Below are 13,538 nucleotides of genomic sequence, written 5' to 3'. Positions count from 1 at the left end.
TGATTCTCAAAATCAATGCTACAGCGTTATCCTTAAACTTTCCTATTTAATATAACGATTATTAGCCGTAGTTTTGTGTAAAGTTTTTAAAGGATTATGAGCCAGCGTAAGCAAACAGGTACGCAGACAAAAGAATGGGAAGACGTATTGGTGGCTGAAGATGAGCAGTTCCCTTTCAGCCTTATCGTCTGGAATGATGAGGTGAATACGTTCGACTGGGTAATACAATCCTTAATCGAAGTGTGCGATCATACCCAGGAACAGGCTGAACAATGTGCTTTGATCATTCACCACAATGGCAAATATGCCGTAAAGCAGGGCGAATTCTCCCGCCTACGCCCCATGTGCGAAGCTCTGCTTGACAGAGGCATCAGCGCTACTCTTGAAGAAGCGGTTGAAAGATAATGCCTGTATTTCAACTCTCCAATGATTTGATTTTCCCGCCCGTTGATCTGGCTGAGCCGGATGGACTATTGGCTTATGGCGGAGATCTTTCGTCAGACAGATTACTGTTAGCCTATAGTGAAGGCATTTTCCCCTGGTATAACGAACCGCCTATTCTCTGGTGGTGCCCTGACCCGAGATTCGTACTATTTCCCGGCGAACTGAAAATTTCTGCCAGCATGAAACAGGTGCTGAAAAAAGGAGTGTTCACCTTCACTATCAATAAAGATTTTCCGGGAGTGATCAGAGGCTGCCAGCAGGCGCCCCGGCCCGGTCAGGATGGTACCTGGATCACCAGAGACATTGAAAAAGCCTACATTGCCCTGCATGAAGCCGGTTATGCACTTTCAATTGAGTGCTGGCAGGATGATGAGCTGGTAGGCGGGTTCTATGGTATCCAGATAGGAGATTGCTTCTTTGGCGAGTCCATGTTTGCGCGTGTCAGCAATGCATCCAAAGCTGCCTTTATCACTTTTGTGCAATATGCGGCTGCGCAAGGCCTTGAAATGATAGACTGCCAGGTATATTCGGAGCATCTGGCTTCTCTGGGAGCAAGAATGATACCCCGTGAAGAGTTCCTTACCATCATCAAAAAATCCCAATAAAAAAACTCCGCCCCATTACATGAAGCGGAGTCTGTTCTTATACTAAATCGTACTTACTTTTTCTTGCTGTAACTTCCTTCAAAGAAACACCGTACTCCCCTATAGGCGCCACATCCGCCAATCTCTCTGATGCTTACCCTGCCTGAAGCAAACTGGAATGCAATACCACAATCTGTTTCTTTGTCTTTGTATTCACCTTTATTAGCACTTGTAAAATGTCCTGTTCCTGACAACTCGCCTTTACAACCTGTTTTCTCGTTTGAGAAAGTAATGAAAAACAGGAATGACTTCGGATCATCTCCATCGCGGATAGATACAATGCTGGTTTCGCCGGAAAGATAATCGCCCGACAATTTATGTTTACCTGGTAATGTGTCGATCGGATTAAAGATCTGGCCTGCAGCGGCGTCTCCGCTGGAGTTAGTCATGATCAGTGTCGTCTTTCCATCTTCACCAACACCATAGAAATCTTCTCTGGTGGCAGTGCGTCCGGGGCTAAGCTCATGCTCGTTAGTCACCTTGATGACCTGACGGGTATCTATCGAGAAATAATGCTGGTCTTTTTTATTCTCCACCTTCGCCACTGCAAGCCGGTTCAGGTAATGACCTTTTTTATCAAGGAAGCATACATACGCGGTAGTGGTTGACTTACCTATAGCTTTCACCACAAAATAATTCACGGCAGCACCATCTATCGCGGCCAGCGGATAGAATTTGATCACAGTTCCTTCCGGAAAGTCGGATATTCCTAACGTATCGGTCAGGAACTGTTTCATCACCTCTGGCGAAATAGCGGCAGAATCGGCTGATTTTTCCACCAGGGTTTCCGGCGTCAGTTTATAAGGCAATTTCGCCTCTGTAAATAAATGACGGAAATCCTCAAACGTGAAGGCACCCTTTCCTGAATTCTTGTTTTTTGATCCGCAACCGGCCAGTAAACCGATAGTCAACAGTGCTAACACGAGCTTATTCATGCGTATATGCTTGTTTATTATGGCTGAAAAGTTAGAGAAAAAAATGATATGATCAAAATAAGGGTATTGCAAAACCTTCTGCATTTGCAATTCTCACACCTTTTATTTAGATTTACCTAAACTTTATTTTAAGGAATTATGAATTTGTCGATTGCTGAGGAGAATTACATCAAATCAATCTATAAACTGGAGGAAGAGGGACAGGACGCGGTTACGACCAACGCATTAGCCGGCGAACTGGATACCAAGCCCGCGTCTGTTACGGACATGGCAAAAAAACTAAAGGAAAAGAAGCTCATTGCATACGAAAAATACCAGGGTATCAACCTGACACCAGAGGGTAAAAAGGCAGCGCTCTCTATTATCCGCAGGCACCGCCTGTGGGAGTGTTTCCTGGTAGATAAGCTGTCATTCAGCTGGGAAGAGGTACATGAGCTGGCGGAAGAGCTGGAACATGTACGCAGCGAAAAGCTGACCAATCGTCTCAGTGAGTTCCTGGGAAACCCGCAGATAGATCCTCATGGCGATCCTATTCCCGACGCCCAGGGTAAATTGGGCAAGCCCCGCGTACAAACGCCACTGCATAAGGCTAAAGCAAAACGACTGGAAGTGGTGGCCGTTTCTGATAAATCAACTGCATTACTGGAATTCCTGAATGCTAAAGGCATCCGTTTGGGGACACAACTGGATGTGATAGAACGGTACGAGTTTGATAACTCTATTGAACTGAAGATCCGTAATCAGCCTGCCTTTACCATCAGCGAACAGGTCTCAAAAAATATAATGGTCAAACCGATTTAAAGCAAACTGCAGACTATACATCCCGGGAGGTACAAACATACAGGAAAGCCCTCCCACGGGCAACCGGCACCGGTCTGCGGCTGCATAACAAGTAATATATGAATCATCAGCATACTTCGTTAGGTGAAGTTCATCAGAGCGTAGATACTACGGTTGCCAGCACGAGCCGCTGGCGCAAATTGTTATCCTTCTTCGGCCCTGCCTATCTTGTCAGTGTAGGATATATGGACCCGGGCAACTGGGCTACGGACCTTGCAGGCGGCAGCCAATACGGCTATACCCTGCTGTGGGTGCTCTTAATGAGTAATCTCATGGCACTGCTGCTACAATCACTGAGCGCCCGCCTGGGCATTGTAAGAGGACGTGACCTGGCACAGGCCAATCGTGAAACCTATCCTCCCGGCGTCAATTTCATCTTATACGTTCTTGCAGAAATAGCCATTGCAGCTACAGACCTTGCAGAGGTGCTGGGTATGGCCATTGGTATACAATTACTGACCGGCCTTCCTTTGCAATGGGGTGTAAGCATTACCGTGCTTGATACCTTCCTGCTGCTCATATTACAACGCTATGGCATCCGCAAGATGGAAGCCTTTATCATTGCGCTGGTAGCCATTGTAGGCGTATCCTTCCTGGCAGAACTAATGATGGCCAAACCTGTTATGGGCGAGGTAGTAACAGGTTTTGTACCCAGCATACCGGACAATGCTGCATTATATATTGCCATTGGGATCATCGGCGCTACTGTCATGCCGCACAACCTCTATCTGCATTCCGCCCTCGTGCAAACACGTAAGATACAGCGGGACGAAAAAGGTATCCGGCAGGCGCTGAAGCTTAACTTTATAGATAGTGCTGTGGCGCTGAACCTGGCTTTCTTTGTAAATGCGGCCATACTCATTCTGGCGGCAACTGTGTTCTTCAAAACCGGGCGTACAGATATTGCAGAGATCCAGGATGCACATCAGCTGCTGGAAGGCTTGCTGGGTAATAAATGGGCCCCTGCCCTCTTTGCCATCGCACTGATTGCCGCCGGACAAAGCTCCACCGTAACCGGTACGCTGGCAGGACAGATCGTAATGGAAGGCTATCTCCGGTTACGTATCAATCCCTGGCTCCGCCGTCTGCTTACACGACTGCTGGCTATTATACCGGCCCTGTTCGTGATACTCATTGCCGGTCCGGAAAAAGTAGGCGAACTGCTGGTCTTCAGTCAGGTGCTCTTAAGTTTACAACTGGGCTTTGCTATCATTCCGCTTATACATTTCGTGAGTGATAAAAAAAGCATGGGCAGTTATGCAGTCGGGCCACTGGTAAAAGTTCTCAGTTGGGTTATCACAGCCGTACTGGTTTACCTCAATACCCGCATGGTATATACAGAAGCTGCAAAATACATCAGCAACAACGGCAACATCTGGATCGATATCCTGATCATTATCGCAGGCGTTGGTTTTCTGGCGCTCATTGCTATAACGATTGCCTATCCGCTGATCAGCCGATATCAGCAGAAAGCATCTTCGCGTATTCATACCACACCTGATTTTTCTTTGGGAGATATTCAGCCACCGGTATATAACCGCATCGCGCTGGCGCTTGACTTCAGTAGGGATGATGAAAAGATCATCTCCAATGCGTTGGCACATGGGAATCCATCAACGGAGTACTTACTCATACATGTTGTTGAAAGCGCTTCTGCAAGGTATCTTGGAAGAGAGTCGGACGACTTTGAAACAAGGAAAGATAAGGAGCAAATGGATGCTTATATCAGGCTGCTGCATGAAAAAAACATCAGAGCAAAAGGCCTGCTGGGATACCGGCATCGTGCAGAAGAAATAGTGCGGATCGTGAAAGAAGAAAGGGCTGATTTCCTTGTGCTGGGCGGTCATGGACATACCGGTATCAAAGACTGGATCTATGGTGAAACCACCAATCAGGTAAGACATAAAGTGCGCATACCAGTATTGGTCGTACAATAAAAAAAGAAAGGGAAAGATGACGAGATCTTTCCCTTTTCTTCTGAAAAAAGCAATATATCTTATAATCCCAACGCCGCTTTCAGCCGGGGATATCCTGTCTTACTCACCGGTACTTTCGCACCTGTTTTTAAAATGGCCAGGTGGTTTTCCTTCTCATAAGGCTCAATACGTGTTACCTGGTTTATGTTCAGCATATAAGAGCGGTGTACACGCGCAAACTGCTGCGGGTCAAGCGATTTCTCGAAGAACTGCATAGTCTTGTTCTTCAGGAAAGCTCCTTCCGGCGTTATTATTTTTACATAATCATCTGCTGCTTCCAGGTAGTGAATATCCTGTACAGGAATGATCTTGATCTTACCATTGATCTTCACCACTACTCTATTGCTCTGTATTGGCGATGAAGCCGCCGTTTCAAGTAATGCGCTTGTTTGTTGCAATTCATCTGCTGCATGGCGGTCCAGCCATTTCTGTACAGCTTTATCAAAACGTTCTTTTGAAAATGGCTTCAGCAGATAGTCTACCGCATTCACTTCAAAAGCACGGATAGCATGTTCCTCGAAAGCGGTGGTAAATATGACTGCAGGCAGTTCTTCCACCAGTTCCAGCATTTCAAAGCCATTAATTTTAGGCATCTGCACATCCAGGAAAATAATGTCCGGCTGCTGTTGTTGTATAGCCTTTAATCCTTCAAATCCATCTCCGCATTCCTGCATCAGCTGCACCTGCGGAAAGGATTGCAGGTACTCTTTCACTATCTCACGCGCCAAAGGCTCATCATCAATTATTACTGCTTTTATCATATAGCTGTGGCACTTTAATCAGGGTAGTAAAAATATTTCCGTTTGCGTTAGTTTCCAGCAGGTCTTTTCTGCCAAACAACAGATAGAGCCTCCTGTCTATAGATGAGAGCCCAAAACCAGTACCTGCGGGTGTTTGCAGTTCAGGATCGAAAGGGTTCTGCACCTGTATGAAAAGCATGTCGTCTGTCTGCCATGCTGTAATTGATATCGTGATAGATTCTGTCGTATCGTATAATCCGTACTTGATGGCGTTTTCCACAACGGGCTGCAGGAGCATCGGCGGTATCATCAGTCGCGCAGTAGCATCATCCGCAGTAATTGCTGTTGATAACCGGTGGCCAAACCTCACTTTTTCAATATCAAGATATAACTGCAGGTACTGTAGTTCTTCCGGTAACAGTATCCATTGCTGATCTTCACGTTTGAGCGTACCTCGCAGAAAATCACTCAGCTTCAGAACCATTTCCCTTGCCTGCTGCGGGCGTAATGCGATCAGCGCATTGATAGAGTTCAGGCTGTTGAACAGGAAGTGCGGTTGCAACTGCTGTCTTAACTTATACAACTCGGCCTCTCTTGCCAGTCGTTCTGTCGCCTCTTTACGGGACAGCTCTTCGCGCTGTTCGTCCATATTGTACCACATTACGGTCTTAATACCGAGTGCAGTAATGATCAGCCATCCTATTATAAAACGTACCGGCAAAGCAAAGAACAACCAGTGTTGATAGAAGATTACTGATCCGAAGGTGTGATACAGGATACAATAGCTGAACGTTATCCAGATGATCGTCAGTACGGAGCAGTACACCAGCAGGAAAAAGTATTTAGCTTTTACAGGCCGGTAGTGCGACATACTGAAACAAACTGCCAGTCCTGTCAGCGCGAGCAACACATTGTGCACCACACTATCTGTCCATGCTATACTATCGCTTATACTAAACCAGCATATCAGCAGATAGGCCTGTATGATTGTGAACACATACGTTGTGCCTATTAAAGCCCATCTGAAAGATTTGTTTGCCAGTATTGGATTTGCCAAAGGGTGCGGAATAAGGATTGAACAATTAAGCGTGAACGTCCAGCAGTTGCGGGCCTTTCAGGTGAGCGGCCTTTACCTGCAACCAGGAAATATATGCTTTGGCATCTCCCGGTTCTTCTATCCGTGAATAGAGTTCCATACCATCTCCCAGAGAGCTCAGCAAGTTCACTTCCGGTACGTTAATGAAACGCCATTCTACCAGTTCCTGTCTTTGATTTTTGAAAGCGTATTGTTCCTGTATACCTATCTCACTTGCGCGTTTCCATGCTTCATCACGGTTGTTGGCGCTGATCAGTCGTAACTGCTCATCAAACTGTGGGTTATGCTCTCCTTTTCCGGTGATGATCTGGTAAACGATCTTGGCTACAAACCATTGCATAAAATATATAATTAGAGGATGAAATAAAGTTGATCAGACATAGTTTTTGATCTCTACGCCGCCGAAGATGCAAGTGCCTTTGATGACGAAGATCTTGTCGGAATTACTTGCCAGCAGTTCTGTGGGACGTTTGTCTGTAACGCCACCCATGATGGTGTGCATGTCCAGGCGGATATCCCAGTTGGCCGGCACGATCAGTTCAATACCGCCGAAGATGCAGGTTACATCAAATTCAACACGGTCCTGGAAGTCGGCCTGTATCAGGTTGAAGTCTGCGCCTCCGAAGATGGCGGTTACTTTTCCACCGCTGAACTGTTTTGATACCACCACCCTGTTCTCTCCGCTGAAGATCACTGAAGAGTCAATGTAATCTTCCACGGTAGCTCCGGGGGGTAATACCCGTCTGTCTTTCATGGTGGACTCCTGTCTTCTGCCGAAGATCAACGCCAGGCCGACCACGGTAAAGAGCGCAGGCCATATGAACCGCGTAATATCATATGTGAGGTCTACATATTCTTTTATCAGGAAAATGGAGCCTACAAGGATCATGATCAGGCCTCCCCAGTTCTTGAACCCGCTGTATACCAGCATCAGGGTACCAATAAAGATGATGAGGGTTTGCCAGGAAAAGATCCACAACGGCAGGTTGAGATCGAGGCTTCTTATAAAGAGGAAAGCACCGATCAGTAAAAAGATCATCCCTTTATTGAATTTATGATTTTCCTGATGATTGATCCTTCTGTCCTCTCTTTCAGCTCTCCTTTTAGCCCTTCTATCGTCTTTCGTATAATCTTGGTTATCCATATGATATTTAACATTTATGGTACAAACTTAGTAAGCACACGTGGTATGGGAAAGCCTATTTAGGCTAACAGGTTGTTCAATCCCGGTAAACGGCATGAAAAAGACGGTAAAAATTATTGCTGAAGGATGCCCTGCATTATACCGGCTAATTTACCGGCCCAAACAGCCATTTCCTTACCGGAATAATGTAACCCGTCGCTGGCTACCAGACTGGGATCACTGGCAGCTTTGCGGCTATCGGCAGTAATATCAAGATAGTGCACGCGGAATTTTTTGGCAATGGTCCTGTTGGCGGCGTTAAAAGCGTCTATTTCATCCCCGATCTGCTCACGGTCGCGGCCTTCGGCGAAGGGAACCACACCCCAGTCAGGGATCGACAGCACCACTACCCTGTCGGAATGACCACCGGCAAACCGGATAGCCTGCGTCAGCAGCCGGGTGAACTCTGTCTTATATTCAGGAATGCTGCGCCCACGGTATTGGTTATTCACGCCTATGAGCAGGGTTACAACACTGAATGTATCGGTGATGGCGGCCTCGTTAACAGCTGCTTCCAGCTCGTCTGTGGTCCAACCTGTTTTAGCGATGATGCGGGGAGCGGCGATGTTAATGCCTTCTGCAGCAAGCAGCCTGGCTGCCTGTACGGGGAAGCGATGCTCTTCCGGTACGCTTTCTCCGATCGTATAGCTATCTCCCAGTGCCAGATAGGTGAAATGGCCGGCAGTAGTGTCCTGGGATGTATGAATGCCCGGTATCATAGGGATCTCTTCTTTTTTTGCCGTCAAAAATAAGAAAAAGACCATAGACCATATATAGTAGCCCATAGATGTGTGTTATTCCGTACCTTTGCGCTCGATTATTATAAATTACGCAAATCGCAAAGAAACTGTTTTATGCCGGCAGAAAAAATATCAATGACCAATGGCCAGTTACAGGTGCCCAATCAACCCATTATTCCTTTCATTGAAGGTGACGGAATAGGACCTGATATCTGGCGGGCCAGTGTGCGTGTATTTGACGCCGCTGTTGAAAAAGCCTATGGTGGACAAAGAAAGATAGAATGGAAAGAGGTGCTGGCTGGTGAGAAAGCCTTTCAGCAAACAGGTGAATGGCTGCCGAAAGCTACACTGGATGCTTTCAAAGAATACCTGGTATCCATCAAAGGACCATTATCCACACCGGTAGGTGGCGGTATCCGCTCCCTGAACGTGGCTATGCGCCAGGAACTGGACCTTTATGCTTGTGTACGCCCTGTACGTTGGTTTGATAAAGTACCTTCTCCGGTAAAACATCCTGAAAAGGTAGACATGGTGATCTTCCGTGAAAACACTGAAGACATCTATGCCGGTATAGAATATATGTATGGAACGCCGGAAGCTGAAAAGCTGCTGACCTTCCTGCAGAATGAAATGGGTGTTAAAAAGATCCGTTTCCCTGAAACATCTTCCCTCGGTATTAAACCCGTTTCCAAAGATGGTACTGAAAGACTGGTACGTGCAGCGCTGAAGTATGCACTGGAGCAGAAACTGCCTTCCCTGACACTGGTACACAAGGGTAATATCATGAAATTCACCGAAGGTGGTTTCATGAACTGGGGTTATGAACTGGCTGTGCGTGAATTCGGTGAGCAGGTATATACCTGGGAACAGTGGGAAGCTACCAAAAAAGCCAGCGGTGAAGAAGAAGCGAATAAAGAGCTGAATGTAGCTATTGCACATAAAAAACTGATCGTGAAAGATGTTATCGCAGATAACTTCCTTCAGCAGATCCTCCTGGCGCCACAGGATTACTCCGTAGTGGCTACCCTCAACCTGAACGGCGACTACATCTCCGATGCACTTGCTGCTGCTGTGGGTGGTATCGGTATCGCTCCGGGCGCTAACATTAACTATCTGACCGGCCATGCTGTGTTCGAAGCAACTCACGGTACTGCACCGCGCTTCGCTAATACAGACACTATGAACCCAAGCTCAGTCATCCTCAGTGGTGTAATGATGCTGGAGTACATGGGCTGGAAAGAAGCTGCAGATATCATTACAAAAGGCCTCAGTACTGCGATCGCACGTAAACGTGTGACCGTAGACTTCTACAAGCTGATGGACGATGCGACACTGGTTAAGACCAGCGAATTCGCAGACGAAGTGATCAAGCACCTGTAATGCATAGTGTTATAAAGATATATAGTTCCGCTTTTCAAGGCGTTGGTAGACAGTGATAATTCATTTATTTGTAAAAGAATTGTTGCGATACCATGCTGTGAGAAGCGGAACTTGTAAATTATACCCGGTTATCGTATATTTCACGATTATCACATGAACACTCATATCTAATTAAAAATCAAAGTCGAAATGGCAGAAAAAATCAAAGTCGCCAACCCGGTGGTAGAACTGGATGGAGATGAAATGACGCGAATCATCTGGAAATTCATTAAAGATAAACTGATCCTTCCTTACCTGGAGGTTGATATCAAATACTTTGACCTCGGTATGGAACATCGCGATGCTACCAATGATCAGGTGACCATCGATGCTGCTAATGCGATCAGGGAAGTAGGTGTTGGTATCAAATGTGCTACCATCACTCCTGATGAAGAGCGTGTGAAGGAATTCAAGCTGAAACAGATGTGGAAGTCTCCAAATGGTACTATCCGTAACATCCTGGACGGTACTGTGTTCCGTGAGCCGATCGTAACCAGCAATGTACCACGCCTGGTGCCTAACTGGACTGCTCCTATCTGTATTGGCCGTCACGCTTTCGGTGACCAGTACCGCGCTACCGACTTCGTAACGAAAGGTAAAGGTAAACTGACCATTAAGTTCGAAGGCGAGAACGGTGAAGTGATCGAGCATGAAGTATACAACTTCAAAGGCGATGGCGTTGCACTGGCTATGTACAACACTGACGAATCTATCAAAGGATTTGCACGTGCTTGTTTTAACCAGGCGCTGATCAAAAAATGGCCGCTGTACCTGAGTACCAAGAATACCATCCTGAAAAAATATGATGGTCGTTTCAAAGATATTTTCGAAGAGATCTACCAGAACGAATTCAAAGCTGAATTCCAGAAAAATGGCCTGACCTATGAGCACCGTCTGATCGATGACATGGTTGCGAGCGCACTGAAATGGAATGGTAACTTCGTATGGGCATGTAAGAACTACGACGGTGACGTACAGTCTGATACCGTTGCTCAAGGCTTCGGTTCACTGGGTCTGATGACCTCTACCCTGGTTACTCCTGATGGTACTGTAATGGAAGCAGAAGCTGCACACGGTACTGTAACCCGTCACTATCGTGATCACCAGGCTGGTAAACCAACTTCTACTAACCCGATCGCGTCTATCTTTGCATGGACCCGTGGTCTGGAATTCCGTGGCCGTCTGGACAAAAACCAGCAGCTGATCGACTTCTGTCATGCACTGGAAGCAGTTTGCGTTGAAGTCGTAGAAAGCGGTAAAATGACAAAAGACCTGGCAGTTTGTATCCATGGTAACAAAGTTGAGCATGGCAAGCATTACCTGTACACTGAAGAATTCCTTCAGGAACTGGATAACGCACTGCAGGCTAAACTGAAAAAATAAGCCACGTACGTTATACTGATATAACAACAAGGTCCCTGCAATTGCGGGGACCTTGTGTTTTAAAATAATCCGTCTCTCTTATTTCTTTCTCCAGTCCAATATCCAGTGTGGATATTCCACCGTCAGTTTACTTACCTCATCAAGTGTTTTCAGTTCTTCTTCAGTAAACCGTATGTTTACGGATTCCAGGTTATCATTCAGCTGGGACATCTTGTTCGCCCCAATTATTACACTGGTCACAGCTGGTTGGTGTAATAGCCATGCCAGGGAAAGCTGTGCAACTGTAGCGCCTTTCGTAACCGCCATTGTCTCAAGCACATCCAGGATGTTAAAGGTACGTTCCTTATCAAATGGGATAAAGGAATACTGGCTATACCGGCCCGCATCGGTCGCTTCTCCGTTCCTTTTATACTTGCCACTTAATAATCCTGCCACCAAAGGGCTCCACACCATCAGCCCGACTTTCTGATCTATCAGCGCAGGTATCACTTCACGCTCCAGCTCACGTGTAGCAATGGAGTAGTGAGATTGCATGGAGACATAAGAATTCAGGTGATGTCTTTCAGAAACGGCCAATGCTTTCATCAGGTGCCAGGCTGTATTATTACTTGCACCGATGTAACGTACTTTCCCACTGGTGATGAGGTCGTCCATTGCTCTCAAAGTCTCTTCCAGTGGCGTAACCGGGTCATAGGCATGTGCCTGATAAAGGTCTATGTAATCTGTTTTCAGACGTTTTAAGCTGCCCTCTACCTCTTCCATAATATGTTTACGCGATAGGCCTTTTTGATTTACGCCAGGCCCCATAACGCCACAAACTTTTGTAGCAATTACGAGGTCATCCCGTTTCAGTCCCAGGTTCCTGATAGCCTGTCCTGTCAGCTCCTCCGACATACCATCAGAATACATGTTAGCGGTGTCGATGAAGTTGATACCTGCATCCACTGAGCGTTTAAATATTTCATCAACTTCCGGCTGGCCCAACGTACCTACAATCTGAAAGATCCCTTTTCCTCCAAAGGTCATAGTGCCGAGGCATAATGTAGATACTGACAATCCTGTGTTTCCCAATACTTTGTAGTTCATACGATATGATTCAAATGATCAATGCTGTTTACAGGCGCAAAGTTATCCCGCTCCGGAACCGGGAAAGAGCCGTGATCAAAGAATAAAGTACGAAAATCACAGAATTGACTATCCGCCACCCTGCAATCATTTTCTGAAAGCAAGTGGGGTCATATCCATGTTCTTCTTAAAGAAATTATTGAAGTGATTGGGATATTCGAAACCAAGGCAGTAAGCGATATCTGCTATGCTCCAGTCAGTATGCTTCAGCAAGGCTTTTGCTTCATTAAGCATTCTTTCTGTGATATGAGTAGTGGTGGATTTACCGGTGATCTCTTTTACGGCAAAGTTCAGGTGATTTACGTGTATGGAAAGTGCGGCGGCATAATCGCCTGCACGTCTAAGCTCCAGTTTGCGTTGGGAAGATTCTATGGGGAACTGCCGTTCAAGCAGCTCTATGAACAGGAAGGCAATCCTTTCATTCGCATTTTTATACCTGCCATCATTCAGTGCAGGTTCCATTTTCATTGCCTCATGAATGACCAGGCTTAGATAACTTCTGATTATATCATATTTATGCACATAACCCGCATCCATTTCAGCAATCATTTTGTCAAACAGATGACGGAATGTGGCCAGTTGCACATCATCCAGAAAGAAGACGTTACTCCCTCCCACCCTGAAAAGCGGGGATTCCTGCAAACTCTCACTTCTCTCTTTCGTTTTGAAGAATTCTTCTGTAAAAACAGCCCAGTATCCGCAACGATCCTGGTCGTCTGTTTCATAAGAATAAGGTACTAAAGGATTGGAGAAAATCAGGGCTGGCTTCTCCTTTTCAATATGCACGGTCTTATCGGCAAAGTGCAACTTGCTGTTACCAATAGCGATCCAGATCTTGAAATAATCACGCCTGTGATAGGCCAAAGAAATGGGGGTACCAACTTTGCTCACTTCATAATACGCTGCCCTGAAATCGGGTGGTGCACTGTAGTGAAAACCGGGCATCCCTACTTCAATTTTTTCGGCTGCTGAAAGATGATTATAATTCATCCCGCAAAGGTACGAAAATCAAA

At 46.2% G+C, this 13,538-nt stretch carries 14 protein-coding genes; 6 read left to right on the top strand and 8 right to left on the bottom strand.

Going from position 1 to position 13,538, the window contains the following annotated elements; translation table 11 throughout:
• Positions 1-96 precede the first annotated feature (96 nt).
• Both C7475_RS30480 and aat read left to right on the top strand, forming a co-directional pair.
• Positions 97-405 carry an ATP-dependent Clp protease adaptor ClpS gene (locus C7475_RS30480; RefSeq protein WP_110057223.1) on the top strand — a complete coding sequence of 103 codons (309 nt, stop codon included), beginning with the start codon at positions 97-99 and terminating at the stop codon, positions 403-405.
• A gap of 26 nt (positions 406-431) precedes the next feature.
• The gene (aat, locus tag C7475_RS30475) at positions 432-1,049 is read left to right on the top strand and encodes a leucyl/phenylalanyl-tRNA--protein transferase (RefSeq protein ID WP_233260020.1); all 618 of its coding nucleotides are present in this window, start codon (positions 432-434) and stop codon (positions 1,047-1,049) included.
• 53 nt (positions 1,050-1,102) lie between these two features.
• Here aat and C7475_RS30470 read toward each other — a convergent pair whose 3' ends face one another.
• Entirely contained in the window at positions 1,103-2,023 is a 921-nt protein-coding gene (locus tag C7475_RS30470) for a hypothetical protein (RefSeq protein WP_146217712.1), read from the bottom strand.
• A 138-nt stretch (positions 2,024-2,161) separates the two neighbouring features.
• Between C7475_RS30470 and C7475_RS30465 the strand changes: the two genes are divergently transcribed.
• Positions 2,162-2,824, top strand: coding sequence for a metal-dependent transcriptional regulator (locus C7475_RS30465; RefSeq protein ID WP_233260019.1), 663 nt, complete (start codon positions 2,162-2,164; stop codon positions 2,822-2,824).
• A gap of 98 nt (positions 2,825-2,922) precedes the next feature.
• Positions 2,923-4,800, top strand: a complete 1,878-nt coding sequence (locus C7475_RS30460; protein ID WP_110057219.1) for an Nramp family divalent metal transporter — start codon at positions 2,923-2,925, stop codon at positions 4,798-4,800.
• Positions 4,801-4,859: 59 nt separating this feature from the next.
• Here the strand turns inward: C7475_RS30460 and C7475_RS30455 are convergent, their stop codons facing one another.
• The 5 genes from C7475_RS30455 to C7475_RS30435 all read right to left on the bottom strand — a co-directional run bounded on the left by C7475_RS30455 (position 4,860) and on the right by C7475_RS30435 (position 8,643).
• Positions 4,860-5,600, bottom strand: a complete 741-nt coding sequence (locus C7475_RS30455; RefSeq protein WP_110057218.1) for a LytTR family DNA-binding domain-containing protein — start codon at positions 5,598-5,600, stop codon at positions 4,860-4,862.
• The gene (locus tag C7475_RS30450) at positions 5,578-6,636 is read right to left on the bottom strand and encodes a sensor histidine kinase (protein WP_199236314.1); all 1,059 of its coding nucleotides are present in this window, start codon (positions 6,634-6,636) and stop codon (positions 5,578-5,580) included. The genes C7475_RS30455 and C7475_RS30450 overlap by 23 nt, the downstream gene beginning before the upstream one ends.
• Before the next feature lie 25 nt (positions 6,637-6,661).
• Complete coding sequence (locus C7475_RS30445; protein ID WP_110057217.1) at positions 6,662-7,015, bottom strand: DUF4288 domain-containing protein; 354 nt, start codon at positions 7,013-7,015, stop codon at positions 6,662-6,664.
• A 33-nt stretch (positions 7,016-7,048) separates the two neighbouring features.
• On the bottom strand, positions 7,049-7,819 hold the full coding sequence (locus C7475_RS30440; RefSeq protein WP_110057216.1) for a hypothetical protein: 771 nt from the start codon (positions 7,817-7,819) through the stop codon (positions 7,049-7,051).
• Between the two features lie 113 nt (positions 7,820-7,932).
• Positions 7,933-8,643, bottom strand: a complete 711-nt coding sequence (locus tag C7475_RS30435; RefSeq protein ID WP_110057215.1) for an SGNH/GDSL hydrolase family protein — start codon at positions 8,641-8,643, stop codon at positions 7,933-7,935.
• Positions 8,644-8,712: 69 nt separating this feature from the next.
• Here C7475_RS30435 and icd point away from each other — a divergent pair, with 69 nt between their 5' ends.
• Entirely contained in the window at positions 8,713-9,978 is a 1,266-nt protein-coding gene (icd, locus tag C7475_RS30430) for an NADP-dependent isocitrate dehydrogenase (RefSeq protein ID WP_110057214.1), read from the top strand.
• A gap of 189 nt (positions 9,979-10,167) precedes the next feature.
• Entirely contained in the window at positions 10,168-11,400 is a 1,233-nt protein-coding gene (locus tag C7475_RS30425) for an NADP-dependent isocitrate dehydrogenase (protein WP_110057213.1), read from the top strand.
• A gap of 78 nt (positions 11,401-11,478) precedes the next feature.
• On the opposite strand, the gene C7475_RS30420 is transcribed toward C7475_RS30425, so the two are convergent.
• Together C7475_RS30420 and C7475_RS30415 are read right to left on the bottom strand one after the other, a co-directional pair.
• Positions 11,479-12,486 (bottom strand): aldo/keto reductase, encoded by a 1,008-nt coding sequence (locus C7475_RS30420; protein WP_110057212.1) that lies wholly within the window; start codon positions 12,484-12,486, stop codon positions 11,479-11,481.
• Between the two features lie 126 nt (positions 12,487-12,612).
• Positions 12,613-13,515 (bottom strand): AraC family transcriptional regulator, encoded by a 903-nt coding sequence (locus C7475_RS30415; RefSeq protein ID WP_233260018.1) that lies wholly within the window; start codon positions 13,513-13,515, stop codon positions 12,613-12,615.
• Positions 13,516-13,538: the final 23 nt, after the last annotated feature.

The sequence above is a fragment of the Chitinophaga sp. S165 genome (assembly GCF_003182155.1).
Lineage (GTDB): Bacteria > Bacteroidota > Bacteroidia > Chitinophagales > Chitinophagaceae > Chitinophaga.
This window is presented reverse-complemented; position numbering and strand designations above follow the sequence as displayed.

Coding starts and splice junctions, on each gene's coding strand:
- C7475_RS30480 (WP_110057223.1), top strand. CDS start 97: ATGAGCCAGCGTAAGCAAACAGGTACGCAGACAAAAGAATGGGAAGAC.
- C7475_RS30470 (WP_146217712.1), bottom strand. CDS start 2,023: ATGAATAAGCTCGTGTTAGCACTGTTGACTATCGGTTTACTGGCCGGT.
- C7475_RS30465 (WP_233260019.1), top strand. CDS start 2,162: ATGAATTTGTCGATTGCTGAGGAGAATTACATCAAATCAATCTATAAA.
- C7475_RS30460 (WP_110057219.1), top strand. CDS start 2,923: ATGAATCATCAGCATACTTCGTTAGGTGAAGTTCATCAGAGCGTAGAT.
- C7475_RS30455 (WP_110057218.1), bottom strand. CDS start 5,600: ATGATAAAAGCAGTAATAATTGATGATGAGCCTTTGGCGCGTGAGATA.
- C7475_RS30445 (WP_110057217.1), bottom strand. CDS start 7,015: ATGCAATGGTTTGTAGCCAAGATCGTTTACCAGATCATCACCGGAAAA.
- C7475_RS30440 (WP_110057216.1), bottom strand. CDS start 7,819: ATGGATAACCAAGATTATACGAAAGACGATAGAAGGGCTAAAAGGAGA.
- C7475_RS30435 (WP_110057215.1), bottom strand. CDS start 8,643: ATGGGCTACTATATATGGTCTATGGTCTTTTTCTTATTTTTGACGGCA.
- icd (WP_110057214.1), top strand. CDS start 8,713: ATGCCGGCAGAAAAAATATCAATGACCAATGGCCAGTTACAGGTGCCC.
- C7475_RS30425 (WP_110057213.1), top strand. CDS start 10,168: ATGGCAGAAAAAATCAAAGTCGCCAACCCGGTGGTAGAACTGGATGGA.
- C7475_RS30420 (WP_110057212.1), bottom strand. CDS start 12,486: ATGAACTACAAAGTATTGGGAAACACAGGATTGTCAGTATCTACATTA.
- C7475_RS30415 (WP_233260018.1), bottom strand. CDS start 13,515: ATGAATTATAATCATCTTTCAGCAGCCGAAAAAATTGAAGTAGGGATG.